Origin of the sequence: Mannheimia granulomatis, from assembly GCF_011455695.1 — a bacterium.
Classification (GTDB): Bacteria; Pseudomonadota; Gammaproteobacteria; order Enterobacterales; family Pasteurellaceae; genus Mannheimia; species Mannheimia granulomatis_A.
In genome coordinates this window covers 447,406-463,916 of sequence record NZ_CP015030.1, presented here as the reverse complement: position 1 = coordinate 463,916, position 16,511 = coordinate 447,406, and the positions used below count along the sequence as shown (strand labels likewise).

Sequence of the window (16,511 nt, the reverse complement as noted above, 5' to 3'; positions counted from 1 at the left end):
CATTAATTAACAATAAAAATTAACCAAAACAGAAGGAAAATACTATGTCTAAAAAAACAGCTTTAGTAACAGGTGCTGCAAGCGGTATCGGTTTGGCAGTTTGTGAAAGCCTAGCAACTGAAAATCTAAATATCGTAATGGTTGATGTAAACGAAGAGGCATTAAAAGAACATTCTGCTCGTTTAAATGCAGTTTATATTAAAGCCGATCTATCTAAACGTGAGGGTTGCCAATCTGCTGTAGAATTTGCAGCTGAAAAATTTGAAGGAGTAGATATTTTAGTCAATGTTGCTGGTATTCAAAATGTTTGCTCAATCGAAGAATTCCCAGAAGATAAATGGGATTTTATGATCAATTTAATGCTTACTGCTCCTTTCCTACTCACCAAATATAGCTGGAAATATATGAAAGCGAAAAAATGGGGACGTATCATAAACTTGAATTCCATTCACGGCTTAGTCGCTTCTGATTACAAATCTGCTTACGTTTCTGCCAAACATGGTTTATCCGGTCTAACTAAAACTGCGGCATTAGAAGGTGGCGAATTTGGTATTACCGTAAACTCAATTTGCCCGGCTTACGTGCGTACTCCACTCGTAGATAAACAGATTGCAGACCAAGCACGCAATCACGGTATTTCAGAAGAAGAAGTAATCAGCAAAATTATGCTAGCGAACGCTGCCGTAAAACGAATGATAGAACCAGAAGAGTTAGGTACATTTGTGAAATTTCTTTGCTCTGATGCAGCTGCATCAATTTCAGGAGCCACCTTAACAATGGACGGCGGCTGGACCGCTCGCTAGCTTTTTTGGACGACATTGGTTTTATCTTCTGTGCAATGGCGCCTATTTTTTATCTTTTAACAAGGAAATATCTCTATGAGTACTATTGCAATTGTTCTCTCATTATTGATGTTGATGTATTTCGCTTATCGTGGAATGACAGTATTGTTACTTGCACCATTACTTGCTATTTTTGCGGTGATATTAAGCGGTGATGGCTTTATGATGATGCCAAAATACACCGAAACCTTTATGTCGGCATTAAGTGGTTATCTACTTAACTTTTTCCCGGTATTCCTCTTTGGAGCATTATTTGGTCAGCTTATGGCAGACTCAGGAGCCGCAGCAGGAATTTCAAAAGGTATTGTAAACATGCTAGGCAGCAAACATGCCATTCTTACCATAATTATTGCTTGTGGCCTATTAACCTATGGTGGAGTATCGCTTTTCGTGGTGGCATTTGCGATCTATCCAATTTCAAAAGTGCTATTTCGTGAAGCAAATATTCCAAAACGCTTAATTCCCGCAACTATTGCACTGGGTTCATTTACTTTCTCTATGACTGCATTACCTGGTACGCCAGCAGCAACCAATGCAATCCCAATGCCGTTTTTTAACACCAATGCATTCTCAGCTCCAGGATTAGGCTTAATCGGTGCAGCGGTAATGTTTGTTGGCGGTTGGTTATGGTTACAAAGCAGAGCAAGAAAAGCAGCTGTACTAGGCGAAGGTTATGGCGAACATGAAAGTGAAATAAATGAAGATATATCAGCCTTAGATAGCAACGTGATGCCATTTAGTTTAGCCATTTTACCGTTGGTGCTCGTTATTGCAGTAAATGCATTCTTAACCTACGGAATCTTCCCAAATATGGATTTCTCTGCTATCACCAACGCATTCCCAAGCTTGGTAATTAAAGGGCGTTTAGGCTTATGGGCAATTATCACATCATTAGCAGTAGCTTGTGCTGTATTAATTGTATTACGCTTAGGCAAATGGAAATCACTGCAAGGTACAGTGAATAAAGGCGTATATGGCTCAATGTTACCTATCTTTAATACCGCATCAGAAGTAGGCTATGGTGCAGTGGTTGCCTCACTGGCAGGCTTTGCGATTATCCGTGACTCTGTCTTAAATGTGCATTCTAATCCACTTATTTCCGAAGCGGTGGCAATGAGTACCCTTGCGGGGATCACCGGCTCTTCATCGGGTGGTTTGAGTATTGCATTGAAAGCATTAGGAGAAGATTATTTGCGTATGGCAGTTGAGGCAGGGATCGATCCAGAATTATTGCACCGTGTAGCAGTAATGGCAGCAGGTGGTTTTGATACATTGCCGCATTGTGGAGCAATTATTACCTTGCTTTCAATTTGCCATTTGAATCATAAACAGTCTTACTTTAATATTGCTGCTGTTACGATTGCAATCCCAATTATTGCTGTAATTAGCGTAATTGCACTAGGCACATTAGTTGGTTCATTCTAATTTGTAAAATACAACTCAAAAATAGCCGCTTGTAAGACCCTACAAGCAGTTAATTTTCCATTTTGTGAAAAGCCATTTAGTGAATACTAAATGGCTTTTATTTATCCTTAGATTAAGCAGCAAATGGATCGCGTAAAATCATCGTTTCAACACGGTCTGGGCCGGTTGAGAGGATATCCACTGGTACGCCGACTAATTCTTCAATGCGTTTAATATAATCTAATGCCGCTTGTGGTAAATCTTCACGTTTAGTTACACGGAAGGTATTCTCAGACCAGCCTGGCATTGTTTCGTAAATTGGTTCAACGCCTTCCCAGTCTTTTGCTGCAAGTGGTGCATATTCCACAATTCTACCATCAGGCATTTTGTAAGCTGTACAGATTTTTAACTCTTTAAAGCCATCTAACACATCCAGCTTAGTCATACAGAAACCAGAAATTGAGTTAATTTGAACTGCACGGCGAACAGCAACAGCATCAAACCAGCCACAACGGCGTGGTCGGCCAGTTACTGCACCAAATTCATTACCTTTACGGGCAATTTCAGCTCCAACATCATCAAATAATTCTGTCGTAAATGGGCCACTTCCTACACGGGTACAGTAGGCTTTAATGATACCCAGTACATAATCTAAATGGCGAGGGCCATAACCAGAACCGGTTGCAACACCACCAGCTGTTGTATTTGATGAGGTTACAAATGGGTAAGTACCATGATCGATGTCTAACATCGTGCCTTGTGCGCCTTCAAATAGGATATTATCACCATTTTCACGTGCTTCGTGAAGTAATGTAGTCACATCCGCTACCATACCTTTGATAACATCCGCAATCGCAAATACATCATCTAAGGTTTTTTGATAGTCAATTGCTTCAACTTTATAATAGTTTACAAGTTGGAAGTTATAGTAATCTAAAATATCTTTTAATTTTTCAGCAAAATGTTCTTTATCAAATAAATCACTCACACGTAAGCCGCGGCGAGCGACTTTATCTTCATAAGCAGGTCCGATACCACGTCCTGTTGTGCCGATTTTATTTTTACCTAATGCGGCTTCACGGGCGTGATCCATTGCTACATGGTAAGGCAAAATTAATGGGCAAGCTTCTGAAATTTTTAAACGTTCACGTACATTAATGCCACGTTCTTCTAACTCCCCCATTTCTTTCATTAATGCTTCTGGAGAAAGCACCACACCATTACCGATTAAGCAAGTTACGTTATCGCGTAAAATACCTGATGGAATAAGGCGAAGAACAGTTTTTTCGCCGTTGATAATCAAAGTATGGCCGGCATTATGACCACCTTGATAACGCACCACGTATTTCACGCGATCTGTTAATAAATCTACAATTTTACCTTTACCCTCATCGCCCCACTGAGCGCCAAGAATAGCAACACTTTTACCCATAGAAAATGCCTCTTCAATTCAAATTAATATGAAAAACTATTATAACCTCATATCACAAGCGGTCAAATTTTTAGACTTTTTGCAAAAAATCGGGCAAATCGTACCGCTTGTAACATATACTAACAATGAGGGAACAGTTCAGAAAATGAAAACCCGATACAAGATCGGGTTTTGCTAGATACAATTATTTTGTCGGAGCTTGCATAAAGCGTAAGAACTCGCTGTTTGGCTTTAATAACATCATGTTATTTTGACCTTCAGCAAAGCTATCTTCATAGGCTTTTAAGCTACGTACAAAACTATAAAACTCCGGCTCTTTACCAAACGCTTCAGCATAAAGTTTTGCAGATAAAGCTTCCCCTTCACCTCGCAATTCTTGCGCAGTTTTATTTGCATTTGCTAAAATTAACACCACTTTTTTATCTACTTCCGCACGAATCACTTCTGCTTTTTCGTTACCTTGTGAGCGATGTTCACGTGCTACCGCATCACGTTCTGCACGCATACGTTGATAAATAGAAGATGAAACTTCATTTGGTAGGTTGATCTGTTTTACACGCACATCAACTACTTCAATTCCTAAACGCTCAGCGCCATCTTCACCTGCATTAAGTGCTTTTTGAGCGCCTGCCATTAATTCGCCACGAGAGCCAGACACAATGTCTTTAATAGTACGAGAACCGATTTCAGAGCGCAGACGGTCACCCACTTTACGGCTTAATAAGTCTGACGCTTTTTTCGAATCCCCCCCTGTTGAGGTGTAGAATTGTCCAAAATCACTAATACGCCATTTCACATAAGAGTCCACAAGTAGATCTTTTTTCTCAACAGTTACGAAACGGTCTTCTTGTCCATCTAAAGTTTGAATGCGCGCATCTAATACTTTTAGCGTATCAATAAACGGCACTTTAAAATGAATACCCGGCTCATAAACCACTACTTTTTGGTCACTATCACGGTGTACTTTATTAAAGCGTAACATAATGCCACGTTCACCTTCATTGACAATAGTTACAGACTGAAGCACTACAAAGGCAACAACTGCAAGTACAGGTAATAATAATTTACGCATTATTAAAATCTCCCTTTACGTGTTTGTTCCGGCTGAGCTTCCTCCGCTTGAGTCTGTACTCTTGGCTGAACTACTTGAGGTTGTACAGACTGTATTGGCGCAACACTTTGCTGCTCTACTTTTGCTGCTTGTGCAGATGAGTTATTCATTAATTTATCAAACGGTAATACGTTTAAATGATTGCCGGCTGCATCCATCACCACTTTAGGTGTGTTTTTCATTACCTTTTCCATGGTTTGGATATATAAACGCTCACGGGTTAATTCCGGCGAGGCTTTATATTCCGGTAATAATCGGCTTAAACGCTCTACTTCACCTTTTGCATTTAACACTACTGCTTCTTTATAGGCTTGAGCCTGTTCGATAGTACGTTGTGCTTGACCTCGAGCAATTGGCTCTTCTCCTCTTGCATAAGCTTCGGCTTCACGAATTAAACGTTGTTCGTCTTCTTGTGCTTTAATTGCATCATCAAATGCAGCCTTCACATCCTCAGGTGGACGAGCATACTGGAAGTTTACATCTGTAACCAACAAACCCATATCATAGGTCTTGATAATTTCACGTAATGTTGTCCAGGTTCTTTCACGAACAGTCGCACGACCGGTAGTTAAAATTTCATCCATCGTCATATGACCAATAACATAACGTAATGCACTGTCTGTTGCTTGTTTTAAGCTATCATCCGGATTATTCACACTAAACAAATATTTAGCTGGATCTTCCACTCGATATTGTACTGTCATTTCAACCTGAACCATATTTTCATCTTGGGTCAGCATTGAACCGCTGGTGTTCAATTCAGAAACACGCTCTACGTTCACACGCTGAACAGAATCAATAAATGTCGGTTTCCAGTTTAAGCCCGGCATGACGATTTGGTCTAATTTACCAAGACGAGTAACAACACCTCTCTCCGCCTCTTGCACAGTATAAAAGCCAGAACCTGCCCATACTACTGCAGCAAGCCCTAGAATTACCGGGAGGAATTTACCCAATCCAATGCCGTTTTGGTTATTGGCTCCATTATTAGAACCCTTCCCACCTCCCATTTTTTTCATTAGGCTACTGAAAACCTCTTCTAAATCAGGGGGCTGTTGTTCATTTCGTTGATTATTTTTAGGTTCTTGTTGAGAACCTTGACCTTGCGGGTCTTGTTGTTCAGGCTGTTGTTCAGCTCGTTTCTGCCCTGGTTTACCCCAAGGATCTTGCTGATTACCTGATTCATTCCACGACATAAATCTCTCCAAAAAAATCGACTCACACATTCTAATCAATAAAATGCAAGTTAAAGATTGTACCTATTTGGCAATCATTTGACTAGGCTTATAAACCGATAAGCGGTCTTTTTTTATTATTTTTTTGCACATTACATTTTCATTTCGTGCGATTAACAATACACTAAACCTCAAGCTAAAACTAACATGCAAAAAAATAGGGCGACAAACTCGCCCTATTGCGCTCTACAAAAATTATAGAGCTTGTTGAATAAATGCTGCCATTTGCGCGTGTGGCAATGCACCTACTTGCTGTGCAACCACTTCACCGTTTTTGAATAACAGTAAGAATGGAATACTACGTACGCCAAATTGTGCAGGAACAGATGGATTTTCATCCACATTCATTTTCACAATTTTCACTTTGCCTTCAAATTGTGCATCTACCGATAGGTCATCAAGCACAGGACCAATCATGCGACAAGGGCCACACCATGGTGCCCAGAAATCTAATAATACCGGCACATCTGATTTTAAAACATCTTGTTCAAATGTAGCGTCTGTTGTGTGAATAACATTACTCATGAAATTATCCTTAAAAATTCAATAATAAAATAAAAAGAGAAACGCCCTAACTGAAAAGTTAAGGCGTTCAGCTTGCTATAAGATAGTGATTAATTGCTTAAATTTCAAGAAAGATTTACCGATTATACTAATCACTATTCATTCGCAAGTGATTCGAAATTTTCTTTCTTCTTGCTAAGATAAAATCAAAATAAAAGAATAACTTATCAGATTAAAAACTTTTCTCAAATAATAAACTCAGTTGCTGATCATAGTAGGAATACAAAGTTTTCAAATTGCTTCGTTGCTTTTTCCAAACAAAACTCAGCTTTGGTGTAATTCCCCATAAATGCCAATCTCGTTTCCAAATTTTGGCATTAATATTATAAATATGATCGCGTCTAGTTTTATTAAGAGGAATAATGCTTGCAAATACCGCTTCATCGTGAAATTTTCGATGGGTAAAAGAAAAACTTAATTGAGTAGAAATCCCCCATCGGTATTCTTGTAACCATCCCAAGCGAATATTTCGGCTGGTTGAACCATATTGTTTTTCTCTCGTGTTTTCTTTGGAAATTGTTCCACCTAAATAAAAGAGTTGTTGCGGTTTAGGTTGCCAAATAAGTGTATTTGATGCTGTTTTAATGTTCCCGGCTTGCAAATTTTCATCAAAAAATGACCGCTTCTCAAATGCAAATAACGTTTGATTTTGCCATTGATTAGACAGTCTAAAATCATAACTAAGCTGTATGCCGTTCGACCAATGAAAAGAGCTATTACCATACCAACGTTTATCATAGAAAGGTTGAAGCCGGAAAATGCTATCTTGCTTTTTATAGGCATAGCCAACCAAAATACGGCTTGAAAGATCATCAAAGCGGTGATTATCCCAATATGTTTTGCCATTTGTTTCATTATGAAAGCTTAAATAATGGGAGCCGAACAAATTAAAATCTTTGCCGAAATCAAGATTATAGGCAATACCGTGTGCTTTTTTAGGCAGCATATTTTTGTGCTTGGTAAAACCTGTATTCTCTATAGTTGAATCGCTAGAAACATTATCAACATTATCGGTTCTCAAGTAGGATAAATTCAGGCTAAATTGCCATTCATTACGCTGATTTATCGCATCTAAATAAGCTTGAATTGTCTGATACGCACTATCTGGCAAGCCTGAAGCAGCTGCCACTTTTGCAAACTGTGATTTAGATGCATTATCTTGTCGATCTGCAAATAGGGCAATGGCTAACTCCATTCGAATGGAATTTAGCTCAGGGTGACTACTGATTATTTTGCGATAAATCGCAATAGCGGTTGAATAATCTTGCTGAATAAACGCCGATTTTGCCTGTGCATAGGCAATAAGTTTTGGATCTGAATCAGTTTGCTCTTGATACTCTTGTAATAATTTCTGAATATCATCTAATCGTTGGAGGTAAACCGCTTGCTTTAACTGCTCTTCTAAATCAGGTTTATTAGTAGCAAATACTGTGTGAGTGATACAAAGAGTAAGGAATAAGAAGGAAAATCTGATCATAGGGTTGGAATTAGGAAAAATGAAAAGTCGGGCAATATTACCCGACTTGAATAAAAGCATTAATAGCGAACGCCACCAAATGAAGTATCGTAAGAGCTTGAATCAGGGAACTTCACCAATCCCGCAGCTTCTTTAGCCTCTTTGCCAAATAATGCGCCTTCATAAGTACCATTTTGCAATAACGTACTTGCATTACCATTAAATTTTGTGCCATTTAATGATGTTGAATGTAGAGTAATGTCTTGAGTTCTACCGTCTCTTAGCAATGAATATTCAATTTTTCCATCTACCGTTTTTTGGTCAAAATCTACATTAAGGGTTGTCACACCACCTTTTGATACCTCACCTGTTGTACCACTCACCCAGTAAGATTCACCTACATAAGTTGCAGAACCTGAAGGTAGATTTGTGGCCTCCGTACCTTGATAACGTAATTCTCTCACTGTTTTAGCATCATTTAACCATACGCCATAAAATGAATCATTCTGGTTTTTTCCATATAAAGAACCCGCTGCTGTATTACCAGCAACATAGCCTTTTTGGCTATTTGTTAAATCCACTTTAGTACCATCAGGCGTTTTAGCAGATCCACTGCCTCCACCGCCACCACAAGCAGTTAATAAAACAGATAAGCTGGCCACTGAACAAATAAGTAGTTTTTTCATACTAAATTCCTTAGTTTAAATAAGTAAAAAAGACAAAAATACCCAATAAATAAGTATTAATCCAAATTATTACTTATTTATCGATCTGTTTTCAAGCAAAAAAATCAACAAAATATCTATAAATGAGTAAATATTTGTAAAGAGTATGAAATGGCACAATTATTAGCAGTGGAAGCAGATAAATTAATCGGTAAACGTATTCAAGAAAAACGTAAAGACTTGGGCTATTCTGCTGAAAAATTGGCAGAATATATTGATTTGTCGCAGCAGCAATTATCAAGATATGAACGGGGAGCAAGTAAAATCAACGTTGCTCATCTAATTGAAATCGCTATTTTACTTAAAACGCCTATCAGTTGGTTTTTCCAAGATTGCTTACCCAGTGAGATGCTTTTAGATGAAGCTAAGTTGAACGACTTAAATCAAAAATGGGAACAACTGCCGTTATTACAAAAAGAAGCCGTAATGGATTTTTTAGAAAAAGTAGTAGAAAGTAGCAAATAGTGGCTTATATTGCCTATTTGCTACTTAAAAACGGAAAGAAATAAACTAAACTCTCGGTAAGGTGTCCGCCAACACTGTATATTTCGCATTCATTTCTACTGCCCAAGCGGTCAAATTTGGGTGATTTTTTGCAAGATCGTAGCCCAGTTTTTCTAAACGGAACGCCCACCAGTCAATTAAAGCTACCGCAGAGAGTGTGCCTAAATTTAGCTCGGTGCCAAACTCTTTTAATGCTTCTTCAAGCTGATAAAAAGAACGGATATTGCGTGCCATGAGTTGCTCGTGGCGGCTAACCCACCATTCATTTTCAGGGCGGTTCATTCGTTCTTGTAACACTGTGTGCATCGTGTTCTCCATAATGCCGTCCACCACATTATGCAATGCTAAAATATTCCAGCGGGCTTTTCCCTCTTTCGGTAACAACGGCGCGTTATTGCCTTTTTGGTCAAGGTATTCGCTAATCAATAAACTGCCAAATAACCAACGTCCACAATTACGTTGTAAGGCGGGAATCCTTCCAAGCGGGTTGTCTTGATTATGCGGCGAATTAGAATCCATCGCTGCCGTTACACGCAACATTTCAACTTTATCTTCAAGCTGATGGTGTTTGATAACCGCAATCGCTTTGCGGGCAAAGGGGCTGGTGGTGGAATACCAAAGTTTCATCGTATTCTCCTTATCGAATATAATTTAAAGTTCTACAAGCGGTCGTTTTGTTGCAAAGTTTTGCAAAAAAACCACCGCTTGTCTTAACTATTTTTCAGCGTATCAAAAATCACTTCCGCCAAGGCTTTAGAAATGCCGGGAACTGATTCAATTTCTTCCAAAGTGGCTGATTTCACCCCTTGCATACCGCCCAAATATTTTAATAACGCTTGGCGGCGTTTCGCTCCTACGCCGGGTATAGATTCCAACCCGCTTTCAGTAAAGGCTTTTTGTCGTTTTTTGCGATGCCCGCTGATGGCGTGATTGTGCGATTCATCACGAATATGTTGAATCAAATGTAAGGCAAGGCTGTCAGGCGGTAGGTGGATTTCTTTATCCCATTTGCTGATAATCAAGGTTTCCAGCCCGGCTTTTCGCTCCACACCTTTTGCCACCCCAATTAGCAGTGGTTTGGTTTTATCCCAATTCACATTCAACGATTCAAAGGTATTTAACGCACGGTTCAACTGTCCTTTACCGCCGTCAATAAAGATAATATCGGGGATTTTTTCCGGTTCTAAATCACGATCATAACGTTTTAACAACGCTTGTTCCATCGCGGCGTAATCATCGCCACCGGTAATGCCTTCAATATTAAAACGGCGGTAATCAGACTTGAGCGGTCCGTTTTCATCAAATACGACACAAGAAGCTACAGTTTGGTTTCCCATTGTATGGCTGATGTCAAAACATTCCATCCGCTTAATGTCTGCCATTTGCAACAGCTCTTTTAACGCTTGATAGCGGCTTTGAATCCGTGAATCTTGCTTAAGCTGTAAAGTTAAAGCGGCAATCGCATTGGTTTTTGCCAAGGCTAAATAACGATGCTTTTCGCCCCGAGCGGCTTTGTCTAAAATCGTGACTTTATGGCCGGCTTGTTCACTTAAAAGCTTGCTTAAAGAATCTGCCTCACTGAGTTTATGGTCGATCACAATTTGATTCGGCATTGTACGATGTTGATTCATCTGCAAATAAAATTGTCCGACAAAGGTGTCCGCCAACTCGGTTAAATCGGTATTGTTTGGTACTTTCGGGAAATAGGAACGGTTGCCGAGCACCTTACCCTGTCGCACAAACAGAATATGCACACAAGCGATACCGTGTTGGTAAGCGATAGAAATAATATCAAGATCGTCCAAACGCTCGTTTGAGACAAATTGCTTTTCTTGCACCGCCCGTACCGATTGAATTTGATCTCGGAAACGAGCTGCCCCTTCAAAATCCAGATCTTCTGCCGCCTTTTCCATTTTCTGCACTAAATGGGTGATCACCTGCTGATCTTTCCCTTGTAAAAACAGACGGACTAAATTTACTTGTTGATCGTATTCTTCTTGCGAATAAACGCCCTCAACACAAGGGGCAAGACAACGCCCGATTTGATATTGCAAGCAAGGGCGTGAGCGATTTTTGTAATAGGTATCTTCACATTGACGAATCGGGAACAGCTTTTGCAGTAAATTTAAGGTTTCTCGCACTGCACTCACATTCGGATAAGGTCCAAAATATTCACCGGCAATTTTTTTACTACCCCGAAATGCGGTTAAACGGGGGTGCTTATGTTTAGTTAATAAAATATAGGGGTAGGATTTGTCATCTCGCAGCAACACATTATATTTCGGCTGATTTTCCTTAATATAATTATGTTCAAGCAATAACGCTTCAGTTTCCGAATGGGTAATGGTCGTTTCAATATTGGCAATATTGGCAACCAAGGCTTCCGTTTTTTTGCTGGAAAGTTGGCTCCTAAAATAACTGGATAACCGCTTTTTCAGATCTTTCGCTTTACCTACATAGATAATCTCCCCTTTATTATCGTACATACGATAAACGCCGGGTTGATGAGGTACATCGGTAAGGAAAGATTTAGAGTCGAACATTAGAATTTGCAAAAAATAATAAAAATTTGACCGCTTAGGATTTCAATAAACTGCTTTTTGAGGCATTTAAATATTGTAACATCGACCAAATTGTTAATCCTACAGCAATATAAAGCAAAATAAAGGCTAAAATTTCCATTGCCGGGCTTTGTCGCCACAGCATTCCACCTAAGGCTAGCATTTGGGCAGTAGTTTTTACTTTTCCCCAAATAGACACAGCAACACTAGCTCTTTCACCTAATTCCGCCATCCACTCACGTAATGCCGAAATAATAATTTCACGGGCAATCATAATGCAGATAGGAATGGTAATCCACCAAGAGTGGTAATATTCTGCTATGCACACAAAGGCAACTGCGACCAATACTTTATCGGCAACTGGGTCTAAAAATGCTCCCAATCGTGTGGTTTGATTCCACTTACGAGCCAAATAGCCATCAAACGCATCAGTAATAGAAGCAATAAAGAAAATCAGAGTAGAAATTTCAGGAGCGTATTTGGTCGGCAGGTAAAACGCCACAATAAAAAGTGGGATCATTCCGACACGAAACAGTGTTAAATAAGTTGGAAAATTAAGTTTCATAGGCGACAAAGAAACAAAAGTAGAATTGCTTTAAGTGTAACATAACTAAATCATTTTTTTTACTCCTCTAACACAAAAATCGCATTGACTTTACAATAAATTATCGCTAACTTAAACCTTGATTTATGGAAAATCGTCCATAGATATGAATCCATCGGCTTTTCCGATTTGAACACAAAAACAGAAGGAATTTTTATGGAAAATCGTTTAGCTCACAGCTATTCAACTAGTGAATCATTAATCAGCACACACAAAGTTCTGCGTAACACCTATATGCTATTGGCTATGACTCTAGCTTTCTCAGCGGTTGTTGCTTTCGCAGCTATGACAATGAATGCACCAGCCTTACCTTGGTGGGGCATGTTAGTAGGCTTCTACGGTTTACTTTTCCTAACTAATGCTACTTCAAACAGTAGTGCAGGGATTTTAAGCGTATTTGCCTTAACCGGTTTCTTAGGTTATACATTAGGTCCGATTTTAAATCGCTATATCGGTGCAGGTTTAGGCGATATCGTTGCCCTTGCATTTGGTGCAACTGCATTAGTTTTCTTTGCTTGTTCGGCTTATGTATTAACCACTAAAAAAGATATGAGCTTTATCAGCGGAATGATGGTTGCTTTATTTGTGGTTTTATTAGTCGGCATTATTGCGAACATTTTCTTAGCTATTCCTGCTTTAGGTTTAGCGTTAAGCAGCTTATTTGTGATTTTCTCAAGCGGTGCGATTTTGCTTGCAACTAGCAATATTATTCACGGTGGTGAAACTAACTATATCCGTGCAACCGTGGATTTATACGTTTCTATCTACAACCTGTTTGTAAGCTTCTTACAAATCTTTGGCGTGTTAGGTAACGATGACTAATGTAAAAGGTTAAGAGGAATGCCACTTTATGTGGCATTTTTATTTTTATGGCTTATATTGAACTAAACACTATTCTCTACCCGACTGATCCTTCAGGCTATCTACAAAATTTAGATGATTGGTCAGAACAACTGGCAATTAAAATTGCCGAAAAAGAGCAAATTACGTTAACCGAAGAGCATTGGGAAATTATTTGGTTAGTTCGTGAGTTTTACCAAGAATACAAAACCTCGCCCGCTATCCGCATGTTAGTAAAAGCAATGGCACAAAAATTTGGTGAAGAAAAAGGCAACAGCCGCTATCTACAACGCTTATTTCCTGATGGTCCAGCAAAGCAAGCAACCAAAATTGCAGGATTACCCAAACCGGCGAAGTGTTTATAAAAGGCACAGCACACTAAATTATGCTAAGCATAGCGAATAATTTTCCTTGTAATTTCTTCTATTTTTCTATAGAGTCTTTCAGTTATTTTTTTAATTTTTCAAATTACAACAAAAATAGGTTGAACAATGAGTCAATTAGATTTAATCAAATCATCGATCAAATCCATCCCCAATTATCCAAAAGCAGGCATTATTTTCCGTGATATTACCTCTCTTTTGGAAGTACCCGCAGCGTTTCAAGCAAGTATTGATGCTATTGTGGCAGAATTTAAAGATAAAGGCATTACCAAAATTGCCGGAACCGAATCTCGTGGCTTTATCTTTGGTGCTCCGGTAGCCCTTGCATTAGGAGTGCCTTTTGTCTTGGTACGTAAACCGAAAAAATTACCACGTGAAGTGGTTTCGCAATCCTACACCCTTGAATACGGTGAAGATACACTCGAAATCCACAAAGATGCCATTAATGCTAACGACAATGTATTAATGATAGATGACTTATTAGCAACCGGTGGCACCATTGATGCTACTGCCAAACTTATCCGCCGTTTAGGGGGTAAAGTCGAACATGCCGCATTTGTTATCTACTTACCGGAATTAGGCGGTAAAGAACGTTTAGAAAAAGAAGGAATTAACTCCTTTACCCTAGTGAGTTTTGAAGGTCATTAATCTGATACAAGCGGTTGATTTTTCATTAAAATTTGCAAAAAAACTGTCAAAAAAGACCGCTTGCATACTCTCTAACGTAACACGAGAAACCAATGAGTTATCAAGTTTTAGCCCGAAAATGGAGACCACAACGCTTTAGCGAGGTGGTTGGTCAGCAACATGTTTTATCTGCTCTTGAAAACGGTTTAAGAGAGGATAGACTTCATCATGCCTATCTGTTTTCAGGAACGCGAGGTGTCGGCAAAACGTCTATTGCTCGCCTGTTCGCCAAAGGCTTAAACTGTGAAAACGGCATTACTGCTGAGCCTTGTGGTGAATGTGCTAATTGCAAAGCTATTGAAGAAGGACGTTTTATTGATTTAATTGAAATCGATGCTGCCTCACGAACTAAAGTGGAAGATACTCGAGAACTTCTCGATAATGTACAATATAAACCGACTGTCGGGCGTTTTAAGGTCTATTTAATTGATGAAGTGCATATGCTCTCTCGTCATAGCTTTAATGCTCTCTTAAAAACCCTTGAAGAGCCGCCGGAGTATGTCAAATTCTTACTCGCGACCACCGATCCACAAAAATTGCCGATTACAATCCTTTCTCGTTGTATGCAATTTCATCTGCATGCTTTAGATCAAAGCCAAATCAGCCGTCATCTTGAATTTATTCTCAACGAGGAAAAAATTCCTTATGAGGCTATTGCGATTACTAAACTGGCAAAAGCAGCACAAGGCAGTATTCGAGACTCTCTAAGCCTGACTGACCAAGCGATTGCGATAAGCAACGCTAACATTACACTACCGGTTGTTAGCCAAATGTTAGGGCTGATTGACGATCAACAACCCTTGGAATTAGTACAAGCCTTAGCTTTGGCTGATGGTGAAAAAGCAATGGCAATTATTCAGCACGTAGCTGAAAAAGGTGGCGACTGGACGCAATTATTAAGTGATATTGCCGAAACCTTACACCAAATTGCGATTTTGCAATTAGTCAAAAACAGTAGCCAAGAAGAGACTCAGCTGCATTTTCTAGCCAAACAAATTTCGCCTGAAGATGTACAGTTTTTCTATCAGCTGATGCTTAACGGCAAAAAAGAATTACCTTTCTCACCGGAACAACGAGCCGGTGTAGAAATGACAATTCTACGAGCCTTAGCTTTCCACCCTAAAAATGCTGAAAAAATGGCAACAGTTGCACCTCTTACAATGCAACCCAATACACCACAACAGGCTAATTATGCTCAAGCAAGCCAATCTGATACTCCAAGCCAGATTAGCCAGTTACGTGAGCGTTTTGTTGAAAATCAGCAAAAATCATCTTCAAATGTGCAAATAAAACCGCCAATTGCGGAAAAATCGGCACAACCACAGCCTGCTGTTTCTTCAGTAGCTTCTGTGTCATCTTCTGTGCCACAAAGCGTACTCCAAGCTAATGAGGTAAACTCCGAGCTATCTCTGGCAATGGCGGCCCTTGAAGCACGTAAAAAATTACAGCAGCAACAAGCAACGCTTGTTCAATCTGAAAAAAAAAAGCCTGAGTTAAAAGCTCCTCAATTAGTTGCAAAAAAATCAGAAAATCAGACCGCTTCACTCCAAGAGCGGTTTATCAGTCTTGCTGAAAATCAGCAGCAAACTATTATTCATCAAGCACCCAATAGTGCTCCCCCTAAAAGTGTTGAAGATGAAGATTACCGCTGGACATGGCTAAACCCCGAATTAGAGAATAAAGAAACCAGTGAAAAACCTTCAGACATAAAACAGGCAATTCTGCAAGAACGCACACCTGAACTGGTGGCAAAAACGATTCTTCTTTCTTGCCAACAAGATAGGTGGTGCGATATTGCAAACTCGCTCAACTTAGGTGGCTTTTCGCGTCAAGTTGCCTTAAATAGCTATTTAGCGTCCCAAAACGAGAATCATCTTATCTTAGTATTAAAAAGTAATATGGCACATTTGGATAATCCGGAATCTCGTAAGAATTTAGAAATTGCATTAGCAGAAAAAGGTTTTACTTACGAATTATCCATCAGTGAAAACGCTGAAAAAAATACACCATTGGAAATTCGCCGAGCTATTTTTAAACAATTAACCGAAGAGGCGAAAACAGCCTTACTAACCGACGAAAAGTTAATGTTATTACGCCAAGCATTTGACGCTCAAATAGATGAATCCACCATCCGCGCTGTGGCAGAAAAATGAGTAAACCGAA

Annotated in this window: 16 protein-coding genes; 7 read left to right on the top strand and 9 right to left on the bottom strand. The window is 39.4% G+C overall.

What is annotated here, in order from left to right:
- The first annotated feature begins 44 nt into the window (after nt 1-44).
- Together A4G16_RS02175 and A4G16_RS02170 are read left to right on the top strand one after the other, a co-directional pair.
- A complete protein-coding gene (locus A4G16_RS02175; RefSeq protein WP_165888509.1) occupies nt 45-803 on the top strand; it encodes a 3-hydroxybutyrate dehydrogenase in 759 nt (252 codons plus the stop codon).
- 75 nt (nt 804-878) lie between these two features.
- A complete protein-coding gene (locus A4G16_RS02170; RefSeq protein WP_165888508.1) occupies nt 879-2,267 on the top strand; it encodes a GntP family permease in 1,389 nt (462 codons plus the stop codon).
- 112 nt (nt 2,268-2,379) lie between these two features.
- On the opposite strand, the gene purA is transcribed toward A4G16_RS02170, so the two are convergent.
- The 6 genes from purA to A4G16_RS02140 form a co-directional block, all read right to left on the bottom strand.
- Nucleotides 2,380-3,678, bottom strand: coding sequence for an adenylosuccinate synthase (gene purA, locus A4G16_RS02165; RefSeq protein WP_042804050.1), 1,299 nt, complete (start codon nt 3,676-3,678; stop codon nt 2,380-2,382).
- 184 nt (nt 3,679-3,862) lie between these two features.
- Nucleotides 3,863-4,750: a protease modulator HflC gene (gene hflC / locus A4G16_RS02160; RefSeq protein ID WP_027074926.1), complete on the bottom strand. Its 888-nt coding sequence runs from the start codon at nt 4,748-4,750 to the stop codon at nt 3,863-3,865.
- Between the two features lie 2 nt (nt 4,751-4,752).
- Entirely contained in the window at nt 4,753-5,985 is a 1,233-nt protein-coding gene (gene hflK / locus A4G16_RS02155) for an FtsH protease activity modulator HflK (RefSeq protein ID WP_165888507.1), read from the bottom strand.
- Nucleotides 5,986-6,219: 234 nt separating this feature from the next.
- Nucleotides 6,220-6,549: a thioredoxin gene (trxA, locus tag A4G16_RS02150; protein WP_027074928.1), complete on the bottom strand. Its 330-nt coding sequence runs from the start codon at nt 6,547-6,549 to the stop codon at nt 6,220-6,222.
- A 211-nt stretch (nt 6,550-6,760) separates the two neighbouring features.
- Nucleotides 6,761-8,065, bottom strand: coding sequence for a surface lipoprotein assembly modifier (locus tag A4G16_RS02145; RefSeq protein ID WP_165888506.1), 1,305 nt, complete (start codon nt 8,063-8,065; stop codon nt 6,761-6,763).
- 59 nt (nt 8,066-8,124) lie between these two features.
- A complete protein-coding gene (locus tag A4G16_RS02140; protein WP_165888505.1) occupies nt 8,125-8,730 on the bottom strand; it encodes a transferrin-binding protein-like solute binding protein in 606 nt (201 codons plus the stop codon).
- A gap of 150 nt (nt 8,731-8,880) precedes the next feature.
- Here A4G16_RS02140 and A4G16_RS02135 point away from each other — a divergent pair, with 150 nt between their 5' ends.
- Nucleotides 8,881-9,234, top strand: coding sequence for a helix-turn-helix domain-containing protein (locus A4G16_RS02135; protein WP_165888504.1), 354 nt, complete (start codon nt 8,881-8,883; stop codon nt 9,232-9,234).
- A 45-nt stretch (nt 9,235-9,279) separates the two neighbouring features.
- On the opposite strand, the gene A4G16_RS02130 is transcribed toward A4G16_RS02135, so the two are convergent.
- From A4G16_RS02130 to pgsA, 3 genes are all read right to left on the bottom strand, one after another.
- Nucleotides 9,280-9,900 carry a glutathione S-transferase gene (locus A4G16_RS02130; RefSeq protein ID WP_165888503.1) on the bottom strand — a complete coding sequence of 207 codons (621 nt, stop codon included), beginning with the start codon at nt 9,898-9,900 and terminating at the stop codon, nt 9,280-9,282.
- Between the two features lie 83 nt (nt 9,901-9,983).
- Nucleotides 9,984-11,816 (bottom strand): excinuclease ABC subunit UvrC, encoded by a 1,833-nt coding sequence (gene uvrC / locus A4G16_RS02125; protein ID WP_165888502.1) that lies wholly within the window; start codon nt 11,814-11,816, stop codon nt 9,984-9,986.
- A gap of 34 nt (nt 11,817-11,850) precedes the next feature.
- Nucleotides 11,851-12,399: a CDP-diacylglycerol--glycerol-3-phosphate 3-phosphatidyltransferase gene (gene pgsA, locus A4G16_RS02120; protein WP_042804060.1), complete on the bottom strand. Its 549-nt coding sequence runs from the start codon at nt 12,397-12,399 to the stop codon at nt 11,851-11,853.
- Nucleotides 12,400-12,594: 195 nt separating this feature from the next.
- Between pgsA and A4G16_RS02115 the strand changes: the two genes are divergently transcribed.
- From A4G16_RS02115 to dnaX, 4 genes are all read left to right on the top strand, one after another.
- Entirely contained in the window at nt 12,595-13,260 is a 666-nt protein-coding gene (locus A4G16_RS02115; RefSeq protein WP_165888501.1) for a Bax inhibitor-1 family protein, read from the top strand.
- Nucleotides 13,261-13,307: 47 nt separating this feature from the next.
- Nucleotides 13,308-13,643 (top strand): TusE/DsrC/DsvC family sulfur relay protein, encoded by a 336-nt coding sequence (locus A4G16_RS02110; protein WP_165888500.1) that lies wholly within the window; start codon nt 13,308-13,310, stop codon nt 13,641-13,643.
- 126 nt (nt 13,644-13,769) lie between these two features.
- Nucleotides 13,770-14,309, top strand: coding sequence for an adenine phosphoribosyltransferase (apt, locus tag A4G16_RS02105; protein WP_165888499.1), 540 nt, complete (start codon nt 13,770-13,772; stop codon nt 14,307-14,309).
- 92 nt (nt 14,310-14,401) lie between these two features.
- A complete protein-coding gene (dnaX, locus tag A4G16_RS02100) occupies nt 14,402-16,501 on the top strand; it encodes a DNA polymerase III subunit gamma/tau (RefSeq protein WP_165888498.1) in 2,100 nt (699 codons plus the stop codon).
- Nucleotides 16,502-16,511 lie beyond the last annotated feature (10 nt).

Excerpts from the sequence above, each read along its gene's own strand:
- A4G16_RS02175 (WP_165888509.1), top strand. The coding sequence starts at position 45 with ATGTCTAAAAAAACAGCTTTAGTAACAGGTGCTGCAAGCGGTATCGGT.
- A4G16_RS02170 (WP_165888508.1), top strand. The coding sequence starts at position 879 with ATGAGTACTATTGCAATTGTTCTCTCATTATTGATGTTGATGTATTTC.
- purA (WP_042804050.1), bottom strand. The coding sequence starts at position 3,678 with ATGGGTAAAAGTGTTGCTATTCTTGGCGCTCAGTGGGGCGATGAGGGT.
- hflC (WP_027074926.1), bottom strand. The coding sequence starts at position 4,750 with ATGCGTAAATTATTATTACCTGTACTTGCAGTTGTTGCCTTTGTAGTG.
- hflK (WP_165888507.1), bottom strand. The coding sequence starts at position 5,985 with ATGTCGTGGAATGAATCAGGTAATCAGCAAGATCCTTGGGGTAAACCA.
- trxA (WP_027074928.1), bottom strand. The coding sequence starts at position 6,549 with ATGAGTAATGTTATTCACACAACAGACGCTACATTTGAACAAGATGTT.
- A4G16_RS02145 (WP_165888506.1), bottom strand. The coding sequence starts at position 8,065 with ATGATCAGATTTTCCTTCTTATTCCTTACTCTTTGTATCACTCACACA.
- A4G16_RS02140 (WP_165888505.1), bottom strand. The coding sequence starts at position 8,730 with ATGAAAAAACTACTTATTTGTTCAGTGGCCAGCTTATCTGTTTTATTA.
- A4G16_RS02135 (WP_165888504.1), top strand. The coding sequence starts at position 8,881 with ATGGCACAATTATTAGCAGTGGAAGCAGATAAATTAATCGGTAAACGT.
- A4G16_RS02130 (WP_165888503.1), bottom strand. The coding sequence starts at position 9,900 with ATGAAACTTTGGTATTCCACCACCAGCCCCTTTGCCCGCAAAGCGATT.
- uvrC (WP_165888502.1), bottom strand. The coding sequence starts at position 11,816 with ATGTTCGACTCTAAATCTTTCCTTACCGATGTACCTCATCAACCCGGC.
- pgsA (WP_042804060.1), bottom strand. The coding sequence starts at position 12,399 with ATGAAACTTAATTTTCCAACTTATTTAACACTGTTTCGTGTCGGAATG.
- A4G16_RS02115 (WP_165888501.1), top strand. The coding sequence starts at position 12,595 with ATGGAAAATCGTTTAGCTCACAGCTATTCAACTAGTGAATCATTAATC.
- A4G16_RS02110 (WP_165888500.1), top strand. The coding sequence starts at position 13,308 with ATGGCTTATATTGAACTAAACACTATTCTCTACCCGACTGATCCTTCA.
- apt (WP_165888499.1), top strand. The coding sequence starts at position 13,770 with ATGAGTCAATTAGATTTAATCAAATCATCGATCAAATCCATCCCCAAT.
- dnaX (WP_165888498.1), top strand. The coding sequence starts at position 14,402 with ATGAGTTATCAAGTTTTAGCCCGAAAATGGAGACCACAACGCTTTAGC.